Raw genomic sequence first — 21,272 nt, forward strand, 5'->3', positions numbered from 1 at the left:
CTCGTGTTGATTGTGCACAGCCGCATCGGTCGCGGTGACAGCCACAGCACGGCGGAAGTGCCGCACCGTCACCGCGAATACCCAACATCCCGCACATCGCAGATTACGCATCCCTCGTCATCCCAGGAGTCCGACATGTCTTTTCGAAAGGTCGGCCAAGGCCTCGACCGCCGAGCGTTCCTGCAGCGAGCGGGTGCGGCCGCGGCGGTGGGCGCGGCCCTTCCTCTGCTCGGTTCCGCGCCCTCCGCGCTCGCTGCCGCGGCCGACCCGGATCGGCTCTTTCGGCGAGGCCGGTTCGCCGATGCCGAGCGGGGCTACCGATGCCATCTGCGCGACGATCCGGGCAACGCGAACGCGCACGCCCGGATCGGCTACATCGCACTGTTGTCCAACCGGTTCCGCACCGCCGAGAGGCACCTGTCCGAGGCCCTCGCCCTGGCACCGGACGACGTCTCCTCCACCCAGCGCCTCGCGGAGTGCTTCGTACGACAGGACCAACTCTCGCGTGCCGTCCCGCTGATGCGCCGTACCGGCCGGCCGCGTGATGAAGCGTTTGCCGAGGCCTACTCCCGGATCGACGGCACCCCATGGCAGATCTCCGGCGCCCGCGACACCCGCGTGCCGTTCCACACCCTGGACCCGGTGCCGTCGGTCGAGGCGAGGGTCAACGGCGGAGAGCCGCAGAAGTTCCATCTCGACACCTACGGCACGCTCGACCTGTCGACGGAGGCGGCGCACACGGCCGGACTGCGGGCACTGGCCACTTGGGAAGGCGGGGTCGTGGACGGCCACCCCGTCGTGATTCACGTGGGCGTCCTGGACTCCTTCAAAATTGGGGAGATCGAGATCCGCAACATCCCGGTGCAGTGGAACGACACACCACGCCCACCGCTCCCCGACGGATCCCAGGCGGCGGGCGTGTTCGGTACGACGATCTTCTACCACTTCCTGACCACGATGGACTACGCGCACCAGGCGCTGCTCCTGCGACGACGCACGGTTGCCCGTCCTTCGCCCGACGAACTCGCCCGGTTGCCGTTGTGGCCGGCCGGTGACCACTTCCCGTGCACACTGGGCAGCCTCGGGCAGCGCGAGCCCAGGATGGTGACCGTGGATACCGGCGGCATCGCCAGTGCTGTTACGTGGGCATGAAACTCTCCATCACCCGGGGTTGAGACCCCCCGATGCGCGGCGGCAGCGTTACATGGGCTATCCACGAACCGCCACCCCGACGGTGCCGCTCGAAATGCCAATGACGTCCCCAGCCGCCCGAATGCGTGCCGACCGCCGCGACGACTGGCAAGCCGACAGCTCGACCCACGACCCACGACCCATAGACATGTTCAGTGCGCGACGACAGTGAGGCACGAATGACCGAATGGCAGGAACTCCGCGGCGGCGTGAACATCGTGCGCCGCCACGGTGACGTCGTCCACCGGCCGGCATCCCCGGCGACGCCGGCGATCCACCGGCTGCTACGCCACATCCACGACCAGGGCTTCCACGGCGTACCGGAGCCACGGGGCTTCGACGCCGACGGCAACGAGATGCTCACCTTCCTCGACGGCGAGGTACACAACGCGCTCACCCCGGATCTCAGAAGCCCCGAACTCCTCACCTCCGCGGCCACATTGCTGCGCGACCTCCACGACGCGAGCGCCACGTTCCGGCCGGACCCCGCCGACCCCTGGCTGTTCCCGGTCCGGCAGCCAGCCGAGGTCATGTGCCACGGCGACGCCGCCCAGTACAACTGCGTGGTGAAGAACGGCGTGGCAGTCGGTTTCATCGACTTCGATGCCGCGCACCCGGGGCCACGCGTCTGGGACGTCGCCTACACCGTGTACCGGTTCGCGCCACTGCAGGCGCCGGACAACCCGGAGAGCTTCGGCACACCGCACGAGCAGGGACACCGGGTCGCCGCCTTCTGCCGCGCGTACGGGCCGGGCGTGGGCGCCGAGGTCATCGACACCGTCCCCGACCGTCTGCAAGCCCTGATCGACTTCATGCGCGACCAGGCCGCGCAGGGCAACGAGGCGTTCCGGCAACACATCGCGGACGGCCACGCCGACCTCTACGAGGCGGACATCCGCCATGTCCGCGCCCATCGCGACATCCTGCGCACCGCCTTCGAGGCGGGATAACCGTGCCCCCACCGGCTTCAGCCGGGCCAGGTGCCGGTCAGACGCCGGGTGGTTGCCGCTCCGGCTCGGTCGACGGCGGCCTTGACGACGGCGAAGATTGCGCCTTGCAAGCCCGCGGCAAGCAGAACCTGGGCCCAGGTGCGGTCCTCGTCGATGGCATCGGGGGCGTCGTCGTCACCGGTGATCATCTTCCACGACTGCTTGAAGACCACGCCGGCAATCATGCCGGCGGCGGCACCGAGCACCAGGCCGACCGGCTTGTACGCGACCTTGGACGCCTTCACCGGCGCCTCCGGCCTCGGCGCACCAGCAGCACGAGGGCCAGTGCCACGGTTGCCGCTGCGATCAGCGGGGTGCGGTTGGCCTTTGCCATGGTCGCGGCCATGTGCGCCTTCTCGTGGACCGGGTCGGGGGTCTTGTCGGCGGCGAGCTGTCCGGCTCGGGCCACACTGTCGCGGAGGTGGGTGGCGGTATGGGCCGCCTTGTCGAGAACCGGGTCGGGCGTCTTGTCCTTGACCGACTCGGTGGCCTCCGCCGCCTTGTCCCGGAGTCGATCGCCGACGTGGGCGGCCTTCTCGGCGGTTTGCTCCTTGATAACGGCCGCCTTGGCCTTGACCTGGGCCTTGACGTCGGCCTTGGCCGCCAGTGCCTCCACCGTACGGCCGAGTTCGTCGCGGGTGTCCTCGATCTTTTCGCGCAACTGCTCGCGCGTGGGCGCGGATTCCTTGTCCTGGGGCTGGTGGGTCATCGGTGTGCCTTCTCCTTGATTACGGCGAGGTCGGCCCTGAAACTGTCGATGGTCTGTTCGGGTGCGGGAATCCCGGCCCTGGCGATCTGCTTCTTCCCGGCGGCGGCCATTCCCGCGGCGACGGCCGCCAACAGGGCAGCGGTGATCAGGGCCGAAGCCCACACCGGCACAAGCAGGGCCAAGGCTGCGACCACGGTGACGACGAGGGCTTGCGCGGCCAGGACGCCGATCAGGCCGGCGCCGCCGAACAGGCCACCGCCGACCCCGAAGCGTTTGCCCTTTTGGGTCATCTCCGCCCGGGCAAGCTGCATTTCTTCGCGGACCAACTCGGAAATCTGCTGCGACGCTCGTGAGACGAGATTGCCCATCGACTCCTGGGAATTGCCGCGGCTCGGCTGTCCAACGGTGCTCATGGAATCCTCACTTTCCTCCTCGCGCTCGTTGCGGCTCTTCGGCGCGACTGCGGCCAACGACCTCGCTCCCGGGTGATCGGGCTTACGGGCGCGGCTACCCCACAACCCGCAGGTCACTCGCCGGCCACGGCTCCCATTGCCGGGCGGACCGATCCAACGCGAGCGTCATGCGCGCTCGCACCCGCGGGACCCTGTCCGCGGCGGTCATCCTTCGCCACGGCGCCCCGGCATGGAACGCCCTACGGGCCCTGAACCATCGATGATTCGTCGGTTCGCCGGCGGGTCAGTGTTTCGGGCAGGCCGGGTCGTCCACGAGCACCGCGTTTGCGGGGATGATCACCACGTCCTCGTCGATCGACACCGATCCCTTGGTCGTGGTGTAGGCACGCTTGCCGGGCCCGACGCACTTGGTGGCGAGGTTGCCGAACCCGTCGGGGAAGTTGAACACTTCCGCAGGACTGTCCTCGCCCCGGTCACCGAACACCGGGGCGTCCGCCTTGCCGCGCTCGTCGTAGTACTCCTGCGAACACCCGGCGACGGCGCCCAGGACCAGGAACACCGACACGATCGGCGCCCATCGCATCGTGTGCGATGGGCGCAGCGGGTTCGTCCGTCGCGTCGCATTCACCCCGCGCACGCCGCGTCCGGGACGACCTGCACGTTGGAGGGGCCGCTCGCGTTCGTGGTCACGTAGGCGCGGAATCCGTGGCCGACGCACTTGGTGGCGAGGTTCCCGAAGCCGTCGGGGAAGTTGAACACCTGGGCCGGAGTGTCGTCGCCACGCTGGTTCGCGACCGGCGAGTCGCCCTTGCCGCGCTCGTCGTCGTCCCCGGCACACCCCGCCAACAGCAGCACACCCGCCAGTGCGCACGGTACGACCCTCCACCCGAGTCCTGCCACGACGCTCCCTCCCTCGCACCACACGTCCGTGAGATCAACATCCCAGCCGGCACGGCCGCGACGCGACGGGGACTTCCCCACGCACCACCCGCGACCCGGCGTCATCGAGCCGACCGGCGTGGGGACGCGATCTCAGCGGAAGGCACCCCCATTGGCGGCGAGGAACGCGGCGAAGGTCCGGGGTGCGCGGCCGGTCAGATGCTCGACCTCGGGCGTGGTCGCGGCCAGCGAGCCGGTGCCCACGTCGGCCCACAGGTGGGCGACGTCGTCGGCGAACCGCCGGGGTACGCCCTGGGCTTCGAGCCTGGCCGCCATGTCCTCGGCTCCCAGGGCGACGACACCGACGGGTCTGCCGAGGGGACCCTCGAGCAGGCCCGCGACCTCGCGCATGGTGAGTGCTTCCGGACCGGTCAGGACGAAGGTTTCGCCCGCGCCGCGTGGTTCGGTGAGCAGTACGGCCGCACTCGCGGCGATGTCGTGGCAGTCGATGTAGGAGACGGGCGCATCGACCGCCGGCGCGATGAGGTTCCCGTCGTCGTTGAACGTGCCCGCGCCGGTGAGGAAGTTCTGCATGAAGCCGCTCGGGTGCAGAAGCGACCATTCGACACCGGACGCCTTCAAGTGCCGCTCGATCTCCCAGTGCGCCCCCTGCGCGAGCCTGCCGCCCTGGTGGGCATGCCACACGGAGACTTTGACGATTCGCCGTACACCGGCGTGGCCGGCCGCGTCGATGACGGTCTTCTGCTGCCCGACCATGGGCTGCGGGCGGTCGTCGGCGATGGGGACCGCGCCCGCGCCGTTGAGCAGAATCCGATCGATACCGACGACTGCCGCCGAGATCGATTCGGGGTCGTCGAAGTCGCCGACAACGTACGGGCAGCGGAGGGCGCGGCCCTGATCGGCGTTGCGCACGAGGGCCTTGAACGGCGCCCCGAGTTCGTCGAGCCGCCGGACCAGGTGCCTGCCGATGGATCCGGTTGCCCCGGTGACCAGAATCATGGGAAGCCCCTTCGGCTAAGATGAGGAGTCCTCGGAATATTAATCCGAGGACCCCTCAACTTGTCTAGGGGTCATGCATGAGTGGTACGGGAACGCGTCGGCCGCGCGCCGACGCACGACGCAATCGGGAACGCATCCTCGCGGCGGCCGATCAGGCGTTCCGTGAGCAGGGCACCGGCGCGTCGTTGGAGGGCATCGCCCGGCAGGCCGGCGTAGCGATCGGAACGCTGTACGGGCATTTCCCGAACCGAGGCGCGCTGTCCGCGGCACTGCTGCGCGAACAGCACGCCGCCCTGTTCGCATTCGGCGACGAACTGCCCGCACAGGAAACGGCGTTGGCGGCCCTGACGGCGTGGATAGGCGCGGTCTCGGTGCACGCCGCGGCATACCGGGGGCTGGCGACGCTGCTGATGGAGGGCTTCGCCGACGAGGCGTCCGAGCTGCACGACGCGTGCGCACACCTGGCGGCAACGACCGAACGCCTGCTGTCGACCTCACGCGAAGCGGGAGCGGTCCGGGACGATGTCACCGCGGGGGACGTACACGCGCTGACGAACGCCGCAGCATGGCTGCGCGAGCAGGTGCCGCCCGAGCAAGCCGATCACTTGACGGCCCTGCTGATCCGCGGCCTGCGCGCGGGTGACGACGCGACGCGCTGAACGTGTTGCGGAACCCGACGACGTTCGAGGCGGCGACCTCTACGAGAGCGTGACGAGTTCGTACGTGCTCTTCGCGGCCAACCACAGGCCCAGCAGCAGCGACAACACGACGATCGCCTGGTCCTGGTGTGTATTGAGGGCCGTGCGCAACCGCTCGAGCTCGATGTGTGCCCGCGCCGGCGCGAACGTGGCGTACAACTCCATCCCGAACAAAGTGGCCGAGGCGAGCAGGAAGTAGCTCATCAGGGCCACGAACGTGGCGGCCGAGGAAAGGTCCGCGTTCATCACGGTGGCCCCACCCGCGGCGACCATCGCCCACGGCTGGAGCAGGACGGCGAGGCCGGCCGCGGTCCAAGCGGAAACACGATCCAGCCGTGCCATCCACCTCGGTTCTCCCCGGGAACGGGTGGCGCCTCGGCGTCGTTTGTGATCGCCGTAGACCACCAGCGCGATGCCCATGGTCAGCTTGACCACGAGACCCGCCGTCGAAGGCGCGCTGTGTCTCGTAGGCGGAACGCCCCCGGTCAACAGCAACACCCCCGCGACCACCACGACGAGTTCCACGAGCCAGGTCAGGGTGAACACAAGCCCTTTCAACAACCCTCTGTCTGCGGACAGCAACAGGATGAACGCGGAGTTGTGCATCGGTCCCAGGGTGATGGCCGTTCCGATGAGGACGAGATCAAGGACCATGGCTGCTGTCCTCATGTGGGTGAATGCGGATCGGGGTCGTGCGAGAGCGTGTCACCGCACTCGGTACCACCCGTCGGGTCCCGCTACACAACATTTCGGTGCCGGTGCCCGCCATCCGGCTGACGTTGCGGCGCGGCGGATCGGGGCTCTTGTCGGGTGCTGGAACCATGTGGTCATGACAGCCGCGATGGACAGGCCGGTGCGTCCCCCAGGGACACGCCTGGTGCTGGTCCCGCTGGTCCTGGGGCAATTCCTGATGGCCCTGGACAGTTCGGTCATGAACGTGTCGATCGCGACGGTGGCCGAGGACGTGGGCACGACGGTGACCGGCATCCAGGGCGCGATCACGGCCTACACGCTCGTGATGGCGATGCTCATGATTCCGGGGGGCAAGGTCGGCGGGCTCATCGGTCGTCGGCGTGGGTTCATGATCGGTTGTGGCATCTACGGGTGCGGTTCGCTGACCACCGCGCTGGCCCCGAACCTGCCGGTGTTGCTGCTCGGTTGGGCGGTGTTGGAAGGAGTCGGTGCGGCGCTCATCCTGCCCGCGATCGTGGCATTGGTGGCGGGAAACTTCCCGGCGGAGCGTCGCCCTTCCGCATACGGGCTCGTTGCCGCCGCGGGGGCGGTGGCGATCGCCGCGGGTCCGCTGATCGGCGGCGTGGCGACTACGTACTTCTCGTGGCGCTGGGTCTTCGCCGGCGAAGTCCTGCTCGTGGCGGTGATCCTGGTACTCGCGGCTCGGGTCGCCGACGCTCCCGTCACAGCGCGAGAGCGCCTGGACGTCGTCGGCGCCGTGTTGTCCGCCGGTGGGCTCGGGCTCTTCGTGTTCGGAGTGCTCAAGTCGGCCGAGTGGGGGTGGTTTCGACCCAAACCCGAAGCCCCCGCCTGGTTGGGGGTGTCGCTGGTCGTCTGGCTGATGTTGTCCGGAATAGCCCTCGTCAGGCTCTTCCTCTCCTGGGAGACCCGCCTGTCGGCCCGGGGTGGGGATCCGCTCGTGGACCCGACGATGCTGCGCAATCGGCAACTCACCGGGGGCCTGACGATGTTCTTCTTCCAGTACCTCGTGCAGATGGGCGTGTTCTTCATCGTTCCGCTCTACCTGTCGATCGCGTTGGGCCTGTCGGCGTTGGCGACCGGCGCCCGCATCCTGCCGCTCTCGCTCACGCTGCTGGCGGCCGCGATCCTGATCCCGCGGTTCCTGCCGGACGTCTCGCCGCGGCGCGTGGTGCGACTGGGAATCCTCGCGCTGCTCGCGGGGGCGGTGGCCATGATGGCCGCGCTGGACGCGGACGCGGGCCCCGAGATCGTCACCGTGCCCCTGCTGTTGATCGGACTCGGTATGGGCGCGTTGGCGTCGCAGCTCGGCTCGGTCACGGTATCCGCGGTCCCCGACGAGCGGAGCGCGGAGGTCGGCGGCGTGCAGAACGCGGTCACCAACCTCGGTGCCTCGATCGGGACGGCGCTCGCGGGATCGCTCCTGATCGCCGCCATGACCTCGTCGTTCCTGAGCGCCATCGAACATAATCCGGCGATTCCGGCATCCGTCGCGAGCCACGCGACCGTGGAACTCGAAGGCGGCGTCCCCTTCCTGTCGGACGAGCAGCTCACCTCCGCCCTCGACAAAGCCGGCACGAGCACGGAGGTGAAACACGCGGCCATCGAGGCGAACGACGCGGCCAGACTCGACGGCCTGCGGGCCGCACTCGCCGTCCTCGCCCTCAGCGCCCTCCTCGCCCTGTTCTTCACCGGACGCATCCCCACGACCCAACCCGGCTCGGCCCGGAAGTAGCGACGGCGGACGAACGCGAACCCAAGGACGTGTTCATCCGGTGTCGGACGTCCGATCGCGCGATCTCAGGCCAGGATCTTGGCCTTGGCTCGTTCGTATTCCTCGACGGTGATGTCACCGTCGTTCCTGAGCTGGGCGATGCGGGCCAGTTCGTCGGACGTGCCAGGCGTGGCCGCCGCCTCCCGCACATATGAGCGGAACTCCTGCTGCTGCTGCTCGACCCTGCGTCGGTCGCGTTCGCCCATGCCGCGCCCCCGCGCGATGAAGTACACGAAGACGCCGAGGTACGGCAGCACCACGCACAGAACCAGCCAGCCCGCCTTGCCCCATCCGCTGAGCGAGTCATCGCGGATGATGTCCCCGAATACGTGGAAGAGGAGCATGATCCAGAGGATCCACAAGAAGAACCAGAGCATGGTCCAGAACGCGTTGAGAAGTGGGTAGTCCATGATCGATCTCCTTCGATCAATCCCGACGGCAGCCGCGGGGCCGTCCGGGACGGCGGAGCCGCCGCCCACCTCACCGTTGCGGGTGGGGCCGGGAGCACCGGGACCGTGGCCTTTCCACACGGGACGGGCACGACGCCCGCGCGGAACCTATGCGCGCCGCGATCGGCGACCACCACCCACCGGCACGGCGGCGGATATCGGTGGGACACGCCGCCGGATGTCACCTCGGAGCCGCGCCTTCCTCGGCGTGTCGGCAACGGGCCAGGGGTGCTGCACCCGATGTCCGCACCGTCACGGTGGTCCGACCTCCAGTTTACGGCGGGACCTCACCCGATCGCCTCATCCGGCGCGCACCGACGAGTTGCCCGACGGGCCGTCACACGCATGATCGGACCGGCTCCGGGGCGAGGGGATCACGGCACACCGCCACCGACCGGACCCGGCCGCCCGTTTTGGGCGTGAGTCCGCGAGAGCGTCGTTCGTCCCGTCGCGGCCAACAGCGCGATGATCGCGAGCAGGGCGAGAAGTACGGCCACGAGCAGCAGGATCGTCAACGCGGTCGGGCGATTCCACAGGGCGAACCACAGGGCGATGACGAGGAGCGCGCCGATGGCCAGCCACCGCCGGTGGGCGGCCACCCAGGTGCCCGTCCTCCCCGTGTGCAGCCCGTGTGTGTCGGCCCACCGCGCCACGGAGTCGGCCGCGCGCTCCATCGAACCGCGCACGGCCCGCGGAAGACGGCCCGTCCCGGACAGGTAGGCGCCGAGGGCGACGACCAGACCCAGGACGATCCCGGTGCGGACGCTGTTCTTCAAAAAGCGCAGCAGCGTGTCGAAGATCGCCGAGGCGGCGGCGGGGGACTGTACCTGGGCGGGCAGGTGATCCAGATAGAAGCGCCGCGCGATCACCAGGGCGATGGCCACGACCAGGCAGCCGAAGGCGACACCCAGGGCGGTGGTGACCAGGGCCCGGCGACGACGCCGGGCCAGGAGCACCCCGATCGCGCCGAGCAGAACGGCGATGATGGGCAACCAGTTGCCGAGCACGTCGAGCGCGTGCGCCGCGTTCTGGAACTTCCGCAGTTTGTCGGACTGGACGAGCACCATCTGCTTGTCGACGTCGGGAATCTTGTCCGCGGGGCTGACCCCGGCGTTCACGAGGTCTTGCTTGACCGTGTCCACCGCGGCGCCGACATCGAGGGTGACGGTGCCCTCGTTGACCCCGACCGCGCCCCGGCCCTTGCCGGTGAGCGCGTGGTCGAGCGCCGAATGGGCGGCCCGGTTGGCGTTCTTCCAGACCGTCTCGAATCTGTCGCTCTGGGTGAAGCGGGTCGCCGCCTTGTGGGCGGCCTGGGTTGCGGCGTCGTCCAACTGCGGTGCCAGTGACTTCACGGCGTTGCCCACTCGAGGTGGCAACCCCTGGGACTCCAACCAGGCCGCGAGATCCGCGGTGACCTCTTTGCCGTCGACCCGAACGTCGACCGCCTTGGTGATCCTGTCGGCCGCGGCGGATTCGATCGCCGGGTTCGACGCGAGTGGGGCGACCGTCTCGACGTACCTGTCGGTGTCCAGCACGATGTCGTGCACCCACACGGTGATCAGTGAAAGTGGCACCAGGACGCAGGTGAGTGTGATCAACACGGCCGAAACGATGCTCATCACGATTCGCCCCGCACGGGAGCCCCGATGATGGACCGGCGTGCGGACGACCCGGGCAGACCCGGTGTTGGGCGGCTCCGACGGCGTGCTCATACCACTCTCCGAGCGACGGTGGAAGGATTGCCATACGAGTCGAATATGCGCGAAGCGTGTGGGATCGCGCACGTTGAGTTACGCCTACCGGCGGTCGAAGCCAAGCTTTCGGGCAGGATTCGCCTGTTGAGGTGTCTTCCGCGCGGGACGGGGGATCGGGCGGTTCTCGGGCGGTCCGAATCCTGTTCCGCCCGACGTTCTTGTCGAACGAGTCAGGAGCCGAGGATCGCGGCCTTTTGGGCCTCGAACTCGCTTTCACTGAGTACGCCTTGTTGCTTCAGCTCGCCCAACTCCTTGAGCTGGGCGAGCTTGCTGCTCATGTCGTCCGCCGGTGCGGATGGTGCGGGTTCGGCGGCGTAGGCGGGTCCGGGTGCGGGTTGCTGCGGTTCCTGTTGGGCCCAGCGACCGGCCTGGCGCCGGGAGACTCGGTTGGAGACCGCGGTGGCGGTTCCGGCGACGACGGCGGTCCGGGCGATGCCGCGAAGAAGCCCTGGCATGATCTGTCTCCTCTGCTGGTGCGGGAACGGCGTTCGTGGAAAGTGACTCAGGCCGAGCTCTCGGCGGCGTCGAGCGATGCCAGAATCTCCTGGACCGGGATACGTCCATTGGCGACGAGCCGGGCTCCGCCACGTCGCAGGGCCGCTGCGAGCGGGCCCGCCCACACGTTCTCGTAGACGAGGACGGCCGCCGCGTTGCCGGGCTCCAGTACCTTGCTTGCGTCGTCGATCTCGTCCTGACCGAGCAGTCCCGACGAGGCCCCCTCGAAGACGGCGAGGTCGAGATTGTCGTCGCCGGTCAGGTCGGCGAGTTCGACCCCTTGGACCGATCCGTCCGCGCTCTTGCGGACGAAGAGCAGATCCAGCACCCGGATGATGCCACGGTCGACCAGATCGACCAGAAGGGGCAGCCCCTCGCCGGTCATCCGACTCCCGGGAAACTCGATCACCAGATAGTCGATCGGGCCGGGCTCGTAGGGTTCGTCACTCATGTCGGCTCCTTGTCCGCTCGGGTCGTCGACGTGTGCATTCACGGTGTGCCATGGCGCCGGGGCCGACGGTGACCGTCGCCTTCGTCATTTCAGCAGCGGACGGCCGGCGACGCATCTCGGCTCGCGATCGACGCCCCGGTCCGGGGTGACCCTCCGGCCGCTCCGGAGCCGCACGCAAGAATCGAGAGGTCGGTGCTCCACGCGGAGGACATCATCACCTCGCGGGGCCATCCAGGCGTACGTCCGACTGTGCAGAAAGACCACGAACGGCGACACCGCCGGCAACGGAGTCCCCACGGGTGCGGTCAGTGGCCCAACGCCGCCTTCGCGGCAACGATGATCAGCCCGAGGAGGAGGTTCACGGCCCCCTCGGCGACCACCTGCATGCGACCGGCCCCGGCGGCGACGGCACCGAGGGAAGCCCAGACGACCTGTTGCGCCACGGCGATACCGAGGGCAAGCCACGCGGTGGCGCCGAGGCCGAGGCCCAGGAGAGGGCTCCCGGCCACAACCGCGGCGGGGAGCACGGCTGCTTCGACGATGGACCGCTCGTGGCGCGCGACGCGGCGCACCTCGACGAAGTCGGGTCGTTGACCGTGGAGCCGTTCGCCGGCCAGGCGCGCGTAGACGTGGGCGGCCCAGAAAACAAGACCGGTGACAATGAGCAGGAGGCTCAGCTCCAGTCGTGGATAGTCGCCCAGGGTCCCGGCGGTGGCCACCACGGAGGCCGCGAGCAGGGATCCGTACACGGCACCGGCATAGTCGGTCCGGTTCGTGCGCGTCGCGCCCGAGCCTCGCGACCTCTCGGACGGTTCGTGGGAGCGGGCCATGGCTTCACAGTAAAAGCCGAAAGCGAACCCCGCCTGTCACCCCCGCAGCCGAACCGTGATCGCGAGGCCGGTTGCTGCGTGATCATCCGTACGGGCCACGCCCCGACCGAGTACGCTCCAACGCCACCCGAAGCAGACCCGGCCCCGGCCCGCTCCCGAGCGTGCCCGGCGGTGACACGAGCCGCTTCGGTGTCCCGACCACCTTGCGAACCCGGCCGGAGCTGCGCTTGCCCCACGACTTCGGCCGGATCGGCGGCGCCCCCGTCGAGACCGCACCGATTGCCACCGCCTCGCCCGGACCCGAGCCGGAGCCGAACAAGCCGACAAAGGTGTACGGATGGACGCGCACAGCACGATGGTGTTGTGGCACCTTTACCGGGAACGGCCGGAAGCCCCCGGGAAGACCGACCGTCATGTCTTCGGCGATCACCACGTCGCCCGTCTCCCCGCGAATGTTCACACCGTCCTCGCCGACGCTTGCCCCCCGGCCACGCAGTTGCCGTGATTGTCGAAAAAGCGCATAGGCCGGGTCCGGCCCGCTGGATCGAAGGTCCCGATCGTCTGACCTCGAGGTGCGCCGCATACGTGCGCACGTCCACGCGGCGAATGAGATGTGCTCGCCCGCCGGCCACTCGTAGAGGGCGACAACCGCGCCGACCTACCCCGCACCACAGGCGGTCCGCCGGGCATACACGAGGAGACGACCGGCGATGCCCGGGTATCAACGCGATGTCCTCGGACGTCAGAAGGTGGCCTCCTGCGGCTCCCGGTCCGGGTTACCGGGGTTGGCGCCGTCCCATTCCGCCAGGGGGGCGCAGTGCCAGCGCCAATTGGTTTGGTGGGGGCTTCGGGGGAGGTTGCAGCGGCCGTTGGCCCAGAGCAAGGTCTGCCAGGGATCGGAGTGTTCCGGGGCCCAGGGGAAGAGGCGTTCCAGCGTGGCGTGGGCGAGGTCGGTGGGTGGGGTGAATTCCTGGTCCAGGCCTCGTAGTGCGTCGTGGGTGTGGACGAGGATCTCGTCGCAGGCCATGGCGGCGAAGCCGGAGGCGTCGGCGAGTCCGTAGGGGTGGAAGCCGCGGGCGTCGGCGGGGGTGGTGTCGACGACGCGGGCCAGGACGTCGGCGAAGGTGTTCAGGGTGCGTGTGAGGTCGGTGGGCGGGGTGTCGGGGCGGACGGTGAGGTCCATGGTGCTCAGCTCCCGGGTACCGCCGGCGAGGTCGGTGGCGTACCACAGAAGGGTGTCGCTCACGTGCGCGACGGTCTGCGCAACGGTCCAGGTCAAGTCCGGGATCGGCCGGTCCCAGTCGTGTTGCGCGTGCGCGTCGAGGGCGGCCCGGCAGGTCTCGGCGGCGGCCGAGAGCATCTTCGCATCCATGGCGTGATTATGTCGACACGCTGCGCACCCGGTGTGCGGAGGCGAGCTGGGCGTTCTGGCCGGGGGCGGTCAGGAAGTGGATGGCGCGGTGTATTTGGCCGGTGTCATCTTCACGGTTTCGAACAGGCGGGCCAACTCGGTGCTCGCCGCCTGGGATTCGGGGTGGCCCGGGTGGTCGTTCCAGCGCATGGCGCATGCCTTTGCCGACGAGGTGGGGCATGGACCCGTGGACGTCCATGCTCGCGTGCCGCCAGTCGTAACCCTTGCCGAAGGCGCGCAGTTCCGCAGCCCGGGCGTGGATCGGCGATCGGTGGTTGTACCACCACGGTTCGGCGCGGAAGAAGGTCGGCGCGGCGGTGTTGAGGAAGTCGATGGTCTCTCGGACGGTGTCCGCGTTCTCGCCCGGGAAGCCGACGACGAAGGACGCGAACGTGATGATTCCGTGGGCCTCGAGTTGTTCGATGCCGTGGCGGTACTGCGCAGATTGCGCGGACTTGGGCCGGTCCGGGGGCCGACAATCCCCGGACCGGATCGGCCGGACGGCTCCTGGCCGCAGGGGCCGTTTCGCCGTCCACGTCGCAGGGCGCCGTCGACAGCCGGCCGGCCGAACCGCAGTTGCCGGTACCACGCATCATCGACCTGCCTGTGGTCCCGGGCGGACTTCGGCAGTCCCTGCGCGGACTTCGGTAGTCCGTGTACGGATCCGGGCAGTCCCCGTACGGCCGTCGGCAGTCCCCGTACCGGCTCCGGCAGAGCGGAGTCGCGGGCGGTCGAGCGGTTCCACGGCCGCCCGTTCGTCGGCCGCCCGTTCGCCGCCCGCCTGCGCGGCCTCCGTCGATGTCTGCGCCCGTGACGACGAGGGTCTGCCCGGCCGCTCCGAAGCCGTCCTCCGTATCGCCCCGATCCCCGATCCCCGACCGCACGATCCGCCGCCGACCAGCGAGAACACCGCGTCCCGGCACGATCCGGCACCTCGTGCCGAACAGTACGTTCCAGCAACGGACATCGGGAGGGGACGACCTCCGGCAGCTCGCCGCCCCGTGCTCGAACGGGCGCAGCCGTTGCCCCCGGTGGCGTGTCACCATGTGTGGATCACGAGAGGGGGCGATGATGCGAGGCGGGCTGCAGATCAGCGTGTTGGGCGAGGTGAGAGCCACGTTCCAGGACCAGGTCGTGGACCTGGGAGGGCTTCGGCAGCGCGCAGTGCTGGCCCTCCTGCTGGTGGCACGGGGCGGGATCATCACCAGTGACCGGCTGGTCGACGCGGTGTGGGGCGGATCGCCGCCGCCGAGGGCACAAGGCGCCCTGCACGCGTACGTCTCGCATCTGCGACGCCGGCTCGAACCCGGACGGGAGGCCAGGTCCCGCAGCGGCTTCATCGTCAGCGAGGGCTCCGGATACGTCCTGCGGATACCGGACGAGGCAGTCGACGCGTGGTGCTTCGAACAGTCACTGCGACATGCCGCCACGATCACCGACCCGGCCGAGGTGGTGCGGGTCCTCGAGGGCGGACTGGCGCTGTGGCGAGGACCGGCGTTCGCCGAGTACTCGGCGGAGTTGTGGGCCCGGGGGGAGACCGCACGGCTGGCGGAGTTGCGTGAGGTGGCTCGTGAGCGACTGCTCGCCGCACGTCTCGAGCGTGGTGAGGACGCGGTCCTCGTGCCGGAGATCGAGGCACTGATCGGACAGGACCGCCTGCGCGAGGAACGCTGGCGTCTGCTCGCCCTGGCCCTCTACCGTTCGCACCGGCAGGGCGACGCGCTGAGCGCGTTGCGGCGCGCCAGACAGGTCCTTGCCGAGGAACTCGGAACCGATCCCGGCTTCGCTCTGCGCACCCTCGAAGCGGACGTTCTCGCCCAGTCACCCGCGCTCGACCGGCCTGTGTCTACCGGATTCGCGCACCGAGAGACAGCGACCGCGGCCCCGGAGGGGACGCCAATACAGCCCGCCGGCGCAGCCCGATCGGCTTCCCGGGGCGCGGACGTCCTGGTGGACCGGGACCGGCAACTGACCGAACTGGGCGATTGTTTGGCCGGTGCGCTGAAGAGCAGGGCCGGCTTGGTTTTCGTGGAGGGCCCCGCCGGTATCGGCAAGAGCCGTCTCCTCGCCGAGGTCCGCCGGCTGGCCGCCGAACATGACGTGCTGACGCTGACCGCACGCGGCAGCCAGCGTGAGAAGGACTACGGATACGGCGCCGTGCGCCAACTCCTCGAACGCCTGGTCGTCAGACGCGGCGGCGAACTGATGACCGGAGCCGCCGCCGCGTCCACCGCGGTCTTCGACCCCGACGCGGCCGACCCCGGCCACCAGCCCGACAGCTACGCGGTCCTGAACGGCCTCCACCAGTTGACCCTCAGGCTCGCCGCCGAACGCCCCCTCCTCCTGGCCGTCGACGACCTGCAGTGGTGCGACACCGGCTCGCTCCGCTTCCTGGCCCATCTCGCGGGCCGCCTCGAAGGACTTCCCATCCTCATCGCCGTCACCCTGCGTACCGGCGAACCGCACCACGACGGGGAGCTGCTGGCCGAACTCGCCGACAACACCGCGGCCTTGCGGATCCACCCCACTCCGCTCACGCCGGCGGGCGTGGCCGACGTGGTCCGCGACGCGCTGGGCGAGCCCCCCGACGCGACGTTCGCCGACGCCTGCCACCGGGCCACGTCCGGCAACCCCCTGCTACTGCGCCAGTTGGTGCGGGCGCTTCAGTCACGCGGCATCCGGCCCGAGGCCGCCCACGCCGGCACCGTCACCTCCGTAGGGTCCAGGGCCGTCTCCCAGTTGGTCCTCAGCCGCCTCGCCCGGCTGCCCGCCGACGCGACGGTCGCGGCCCAAACGGTCGCCGTTCTCGGCGACGGCGCGACACTGCCCGACGTCGCCGCCGTCATGGAAGTGTCCGAGAACGAGGCGGCGGACGCCATCGCGCCCTTGGTCCGGGCCGAAATCATCCGCGACCACTACCCGTTCGGCTTCGTGCACCCCCTCGTGGGAGACGCGATCTACCGGGATCTGCCGCCCGGCGAACGACAATTGCGGCACGAGCGGGCCGCCCGCATCCTGCACGCCGCGGCCTCACCCCCCGAGCAGACGGCGGCGCACCTGCTGCTCACCCCGCACCGCGGCGACCCCTGGGTCGTCGACATGCTGTGCACCGCCGCCCGGGAAGCCGCGGGCCGCGGTGCCGCCGACGCCGCGGCCACCTACCTCACCCGCGCCCTGCGGGAGCCGCCCGGCCCCGCCCGACAGCCCGAGGTGCTCCTCGAACTCGGCCGCGCCGAGACCCTCGGCAACGGTCCCGCCGCCGTGGAACACCTGCGTCAGGCCTATGAGACGCTGACCGACCCGCCGCGCCGGGCCGTTGCGGCGCTTCTCCTGTCCCGGATCCTGGTCTTCGCCGGCAGGCAGGGGCAGGCGACCGAGTTCGCCCGGGGTGCCGCGGCCCGGCTGCCCGCCGAACTGAAGGACGAACGGCAGGGCCTGCTGGCGCTGGAGCGGATGAGCGCCTACATGCACGGCCTGGACCGGCAGCCGTGGCGCAGCCCGCAGGACGCCGTCATCGACGGCGACGGGTCCGGCGCCCGGATGCTCGCCGCCTACCTGTCCTGGGAAGCGGCCCAGGACGGGAGCGAACGCAGCGGGGCCGTTGCGCTCGCTCGCTCCGCCGTCGCCGACGGTGTTCTGCTGGACGCGGGGGAAGAGCTGCTCTGGTACGCCGCCGTCATCGTCCTGCACCTGGCGGACGAGGAGGTCGGAGAGCTGTGGGGCGCGGCACTGGCCCGCGCCGACGAGCGCGGCTCGCTGTTCTCCGTCCTCTCGACCCACATGTGGCGGGGTTTCACCCAGTGGGACCGGGGAGATCTCCGAGCGGCACTCAAGTCCCTCACGATCTCCGTGGAGCTGCACCAGGCGTGGGGCCTCGCACCCGGCGCCTCGCGAGGCTGGGACATCTTGACGGGGGTTCTGCTGGATCTGGGCGATACCGCCGGTGCCCGCGCGTGCCTGGATCGCATGCGCGCCTTGGCCGGGGATGCCGAGGGCGACCTCCTCACCAGGGAGACGCAGGCCCGGGTGCTCATCGCGGAAGGGCGTCACGACGAGGCGCTCACCGGCTTGGACGCCGCCCGGCAGCTACGGCCGTCCGTGGTCAACCACGCCTGGCGGCCGTGGGCGCCGCTGCGCGTGCAGGCGCTGGCGGGTGTCGGCCAACGGGCCGAGGCGGAGACCCTTGCCCGGGAGGAGCTCGCGCTGGCCCGCCGATGGGGCGCGCCGAGCATGGTGGGTCGGTCCTTGCGGGTGCTGGGCGAGCTGCGCGGCGCCCACGGGGTGCCCGAACTCCGGGAGGCGGTGACGCTGCTCGCGCCCGGCCCCGCCCGTCTCGAACATGCCCGTGCCCTGTACTCCCTGGCGGTCCACGGCCCCGCCCGGGAGGCCGAGTCCGCCTTGCGCCAGGCGTACCCCATCGCCGAGCGCTGCGAGGCCGCCGGCCTCCTGCGGTCGATCGGCGACCTCATGGGCAGGCATAGGTGAAGGTGGCCGACGCGTCCGCCGGGTCGGGCGACAGGATCTCCAGGGTGGCGGTCGCCTGCACGGTCCCGTGGCCGTCGAAGGTCCAGCGCAGGACGACGTCCGTCCGGTGCGCGTCCCGGGCGACCCGCTGCCGGAGAACGCCGGAAACCGTGCCGTCGCTGCGCTTCCAGCGGTAGTTGACCGTGCCTGCACGGCCGTTGGTGTGCAGGGTGCCGACGACCGTGGCGGTGCCGTCGCAGGCCGGACCCGCAGCATCGGCGTGGACGGTGGCTCCGGTCACGGCGAGCGGGGGAGCGTACCGCTGCCAGGCGAGGTAGACGAGTACCGCGATCAGTACGAGCGCCGGCAACAGCAGGCCGCCAAGAATGCTCCTGCGCGGTCGGCGTCGGCGTGGGACGTCCTGCGGCCTCGGGCCCGGGGACGGGGTGCCGTGCCAGACGCTCGCCACCCGGCCGTCGGCGGGGTCCCTCAGGGTGGGCACTCCGGGGCCGAAGCGCGGCGCCTCCTCCGACTCGGGTGCGACGGGTTCCGGGATGTGGAGCGTGGCGGCGAGGGCGGCGGGCGGCAGTCGTACGGTGCCGACCTCGTCCACGTGGGGAAGGCGCACGGTGCTCTCGTCGGGCTTGTCCTGAGGTGTGGTCATCCGGCATCTCCTCTCCTTCGTACGGCGTGGATTCCCGGACTCTCAGCGGGGCGGATTGCAGCCGCGGGGCGCCGAGACGGTCACGAAGGCACCGTTGCCGGAATCGGCGGCCGGGCCGGTCGAGACCTTGACGCCGAGGTAGGGCGAGCGTTCCGGGGTGATGAACGTGTGGGTGTACCTGCCGGAGACCTGCGTCCGCCCCTTGGGAAGGGCGACCGCGTCGGTGGCGACCACCGTCCCGACCGCCCTGGCGGAGGAACCGGTGAACCAGGTCAGGTGGAGCGTTCCGTCGGCGGCCCCGTCGGTCAGTACGGTCACGGAAGCCACCAGGGCGCACCCGGACGCCGGCGGACCGCTCGCGTCGATCCTCACGGAGACGACGTGGAGTTCCGGTGCCGGGGTGACGGGCGGCACGGTGGTGCCCACGCCCGAGGAACTGCCGCTGCTCGTCCTTCCCGAGGTGCTGGTGCCTGCGCCCGACGCTCCGCCGGATCCGCCCGACGGCCCGCCCGAGGTGCCACCGCCGGGGGTGCCGGAACCGGACGAGTTACCGCCTCCCCCGCCACTCGACGAACCACCGGAGAGGTCGTCATGGCCCGCCGGGCTGTCCGTGCCCGGCGGTGCCTTGCTCGGGGCCGACGGCTCGTCGGTCGTCTCCTGCGCCGAAGCGGACACGCTGGGCGCTCCGGTCGTCGACGGCTCGTCGCTCGCGGTTGCGCTCGCGGAAGCACTGCCGGATGGCGAACCGGACGTCGAAGGGCCGGACATCGCCACCGGTTCGTTCACCGGGTGATCGCTGCCCACGGCCACCGCGGTCATGGCGATCCCACCGAGCAGCAACGCGCCGGCGGCCACCCCGGCCAGGGCCTTTCCCTTGCGGTTCAGCGGCGGACGACTGCGTTTGCCCCGGCCCGGTCCGGGCCCGGAGCCGGGGGTGGCGCTTGATTCAGGGCCGGGGCCGGGGCCGAGGTCGGTGGTGGCCAGCGCCGTGGTGTCCGAGGCGCCGCCGGGGTTGGCCCGGGGGAACAGCAGAGGTAGCAGGGCCGCCAGCGCGGCGAGTTTGCGCTGCCCCCGTTCCTCCCAGTCCTCGCCGTAAGCGGCTGTCGCCACGACTTCGAGTTCGGCTACGAAGTCCGCAGCGGTGGCCGGACGTTGCCCGGGCGTCTTGGCGAGACCGCTGCGGATCAACGGACGCACCCGCTCGGGGGCGAGCTCGTCCGGGACGGGCGCCCCCATGTGCTGCATCGCCAGTTCCCTGACGGTCTCGCCGGCGTACGGCTTGGCGCCGGTGAGGCACTCGAAGAACGTGGCGGTCGCCGCGTACACATCCGTCGCGGGACTCGCCGGCCGGCCGGTCCACTGCTCGGGCGCCATGTACATGGGGGTGCCGGCCGATTCCCCGGCCTCCCCACTGGGCACCGCGATGCCGAAGTCGACCAGCTTGGACGTCCCGTCGGCGGCGATCAGGACGTTGTCGGGCTTGTAGTCCCGATGTACCACCCCCGCCGCATGGGCGGCGGCAAGGCCGAGCAGCGATCCCTTGAGCACAACGAGTGCCGCCTCGGGCTCGGTGGCGCCCTCCTGCCCGAGCAGCGCGCGGAGCGGAATGCCGTCCACCAACTCCATGACGATCGCCGCACCGAGGGACGTCTCCACGTACTCGTAGAACTCGACCACATAGGGGGACCGAAGGGTGCCCAGCAGCTTGGCCTCGGCGCGGAACCCGGCGAGGAACGTGCTGTCGCCGCGCAGCCGTTCCGACAGGTACTTGATCGCCACCGGCGACCCGGTCCCGTCGTGCCGGGCGAGCATCACCCGGCCACTCGCGCCCGAACCCAGCTCCCTCGACGGCGTGTATCCGGGAATCATCCACGGGTCCGCGCCGGGTCCGTCGGCCACGGGGAAGACCTGCGGCCCGCTCATGCGACACGTCCATCCAGGGCGAGGCCGCCGAGGAGCGCCTCGGACACCCGGGATCCCCACGCGCGGCGCGGGCCGTGAACAGGCGCCCCCTGGAGCACGCCGCCGCGGTGGGCACCGACGACCGTCGGATTCAGCATCTCTTCCGTCCTCGTTCTGTCGGATGTGCGTGAGTTGCCCTCCTGCACATGGTTCGCTGCCGGTCTTGCGACTCGCTTGCATCCGCTTCGCAACGTCCGGAATTCCGGACGGGGACGGCTCGGTGGGCCTGCCCTGATCGGCGCTTGTTGTTGCCTTCTCGTCCCGGTGCTTATTGCTGCGTTCCGGCCGTCATTCGGAAATGATCGTGCCGGGCGTATTCCGGTGCAGTCGATATTGCGGCGTCCGCCATTTTGTGTGCCGGGGGAGGGCCGAACCGGCGACGGCCCGTGCCGGCCCCACGGTCCGGCC

General features: G+C 70.2%; 20 protein-coding genes. 5 read left to right on the top strand and 15 right to left on the bottom strand.

From position 1 onward, the window contains the following. Positions 1-135: 135 nt before the first annotated feature. Together ACFXKZ_RS19300 and ACFXKZ_RS19305 are read left to right on the top strand one after the other, a co-directional pair. Positions 136-1,152 (top strand): aspartyl protease family protein, encoded by a 1,017-nt coding sequence (locus ACFXKZ_RS19300; protein WP_380001932.1) that lies wholly within the window; start codon positions 136-138, stop codon positions 1,150-1,152. A gap of 218 nt (positions 1,153-1,370) precedes the next feature. Further along, positions 1,371-2,141 (top strand): phosphotransferase, encoded by a 771-nt coding sequence (locus ACFXKZ_RS19305; RefSeq protein ID WP_380001934.1) that lies wholly within the window; start codon positions 1,371-1,373, stop codon positions 2,139-2,141. Between the two features lie 17 nt (positions 2,142-2,158). Here the strand turns inward: ACFXKZ_RS19305 and ACFXKZ_RS19310 are convergent, their stop codons facing one another. The 6 genes from ACFXKZ_RS19310 to ACFXKZ_RS19335 all read right to left on the bottom strand — a co-directional run bounded on the left by ACFXKZ_RS19310 (position 2,159) and on the right by ACFXKZ_RS19335 (position 5,201). Beyond that, positions 2,159-2,425, bottom strand: coding sequence for a DUF4235 domain-containing protein (locus ACFXKZ_RS19310; protein WP_380001936.1), 267 nt, complete (start codon positions 2,423-2,425; stop codon positions 2,159-2,161). Continuing rightward, a complete protein-coding gene (locus ACFXKZ_RS19315; protein WP_380001938.1) occupies positions 2,422-2,889 on the bottom strand; it encodes a DUF3618 domain-containing protein in 468 nt (155 codons plus the stop codon). Before ACFXKZ_RS19315 ends, ACFXKZ_RS19310 begins: the two co-directional genes overlap by 4 nt. Then, positions 2,886-3,302, bottom strand: coding sequence for a phage holin family protein (locus tag ACFXKZ_RS19320; protein WP_380002084.1), 417 nt, complete (start codon positions 3,300-3,302; stop codon positions 2,886-2,888). The genes ACFXKZ_RS19315 and ACFXKZ_RS19320 overlap by 4 nt, the downstream gene beginning before the upstream one ends. 283 nt (positions 3,303-3,585) lie before the next feature. Continuing rightward, on the bottom strand, positions 3,586-3,885 hold the full coding sequence (locus ACFXKZ_RS19325; RefSeq protein WP_380001940.1) for a hypothetical protein: 300 nt from the start codon (positions 3,883-3,885) through the stop codon (positions 3,586-3,588). A 41-nt stretch (positions 3,886-3,926) separates the two neighbouring features. Further along, positions 3,927-4,202, bottom strand: a complete 276-nt coding sequence (locus tag ACFXKZ_RS19330) for a hypothetical protein (RefSeq protein ID WP_380001942.1) — start codon at positions 4,200-4,202, stop codon at positions 3,927-3,929. A 132-nt stretch (positions 4,203-4,334) separates the two neighbouring features. Continuing rightward, positions 4,335-5,201, bottom strand: coding sequence for an NmrA family NAD(P)-binding protein (locus ACFXKZ_RS19335; RefSeq protein WP_380001944.1), 867 nt, complete (start codon positions 5,199-5,201; stop codon positions 4,335-4,337). 77 nt (positions 5,202-5,278) lie between these two features. Here ACFXKZ_RS19335 and ACFXKZ_RS19340 point away from each other — a divergent pair, with 77 nt between their 5' ends. Then, entirely contained in the window at positions 5,279-5,860 is a 582-nt protein-coding gene (locus tag ACFXKZ_RS19340; protein ID WP_380001946.1) for a TetR/AcrR family transcriptional regulator, read from the top strand. Positions 5,861-5,899: 39 nt separating this feature from the next. Here the strand turns inward: ACFXKZ_RS19340 and ACFXKZ_RS19345 are convergent, their stop codons facing one another. Further along, a complete protein-coding gene (locus tag ACFXKZ_RS19345; RefSeq protein ID WP_380001948.1) occupies positions 5,900-6,553 on the bottom strand; it encodes a GAP family protein in 654 nt (217 codons plus the stop codon). A gap of 175 nt (positions 6,554-6,728) precedes the next feature. Between ACFXKZ_RS19345 and ACFXKZ_RS19350 the strand changes: the two genes are divergently transcribed. Beyond that, a complete protein-coding gene (locus ACFXKZ_RS19350) occupies positions 6,729-8,345 on the top strand; it encodes an MFS transporter (RefSeq protein ID WP_380001950.1) in 1,617 nt (538 codons plus the stop codon). Positions 8,346-8,410: 65 nt separating this feature from the next. Here ACFXKZ_RS19350 and ACFXKZ_RS19355 read toward each other — a convergent pair whose 3' ends face one another. From ACFXKZ_RS19355 to ACFXKZ_RS19380, 6 genes are all read right to left on the bottom strand, one after another. Further along, positions 8,411-8,794 carry an SHOCT domain-containing protein gene (locus tag ACFXKZ_RS19355; protein ID WP_380001952.1) on the bottom strand — a complete coding sequence of 128 codons (384 nt, stop codon included), beginning with the start codon at positions 8,792-8,794 and terminating at the stop codon, positions 8,411-8,413. A gap of 413 nt (positions 8,795-9,207) precedes the next feature. Next, a complete protein-coding gene (locus ACFXKZ_RS19360) occupies positions 9,208-10,452 on the bottom strand; it encodes a hypothetical protein (RefSeq protein WP_380001954.1) in 1,245 nt (414 codons plus the stop codon). A 305-nt stretch (positions 10,453-10,757) separates the two neighbouring features. Next, entirely contained in the window at positions 10,758-11,042 is a 285-nt protein-coding gene (locus ACFXKZ_RS19365) for an SHOCT domain-containing protein (RefSeq protein ID WP_380001956.1), read from the bottom strand. Between the two features lie 47 nt (positions 11,043-11,089). Then, on the bottom strand, positions 11,090-11,533 hold the full coding sequence (locus ACFXKZ_RS19370; protein WP_380001958.1) for a DUF6325 family protein: 444 nt from the start codon (positions 11,531-11,533) through the stop codon (positions 11,090-11,092). Between the two features lie 305 nt (positions 11,534-11,838). Further along, entirely contained in the window at positions 11,839-12,282 is a 444-nt protein-coding gene (locus ACFXKZ_RS19375; protein ID WP_380001960.1) for a hypothetical protein, read from the bottom strand. Between the two features lie 823 nt (positions 12,283-13,105). After that, complete coding sequence (locus tag ACFXKZ_RS19380) at positions 13,106-13,735, bottom strand: maleylpyruvate isomerase N-terminal domain-containing protein (RefSeq protein WP_380001962.1); 630 nt, start codon at positions 13,733-13,735, stop codon at positions 13,106-13,108. Between the two features lie 1,107 nt (positions 13,736-14,842). Between ACFXKZ_RS19380 and ACFXKZ_RS19385 the strand changes: the two genes are divergently transcribed. Then, positions 14,843-18,259, top strand: a complete 3,417-nt coding sequence (locus tag ACFXKZ_RS19385; RefSeq protein WP_380001964.1) for a BTAD domain-containing putative transcriptional regulator — start codon at positions 14,843-14,845, stop codon at positions 18,257-18,259. On the opposite strand, the gene ACFXKZ_RS19390 is transcribed toward ACFXKZ_RS19385, so the two are convergent. Further along, positions 18,240-18,902: a hypothetical protein gene (locus ACFXKZ_RS19390; protein ID WP_380001966.1), complete on the bottom strand. Its 663-nt coding sequence runs from the start codon at positions 18,900-18,902 to the stop codon at positions 18,240-18,242. The genes ACFXKZ_RS19385 and ACFXKZ_RS19390 overlap by 20 nt on opposite strands. Positions 18,903-18,944: 42 nt before the next feature. Next, complete coding sequence (locus tag ACFXKZ_RS19395) at positions 18,945-20,825, bottom strand: serine/threonine-protein kinase (RefSeq protein WP_380001968.1); 1,881 nt, start codon at positions 20,823-20,825, stop codon at positions 18,945-18,947. Positions 20,826-21,272: the final 447 nt, after the last annotated feature.

Source organism: Embleya sp. NPDC059237 (assembly GCF_042754105.1).
GTDB lineage: Bacteria > Actinomycetota > Actinomycetes > Streptomycetales > Streptomycetaceae > Embleya.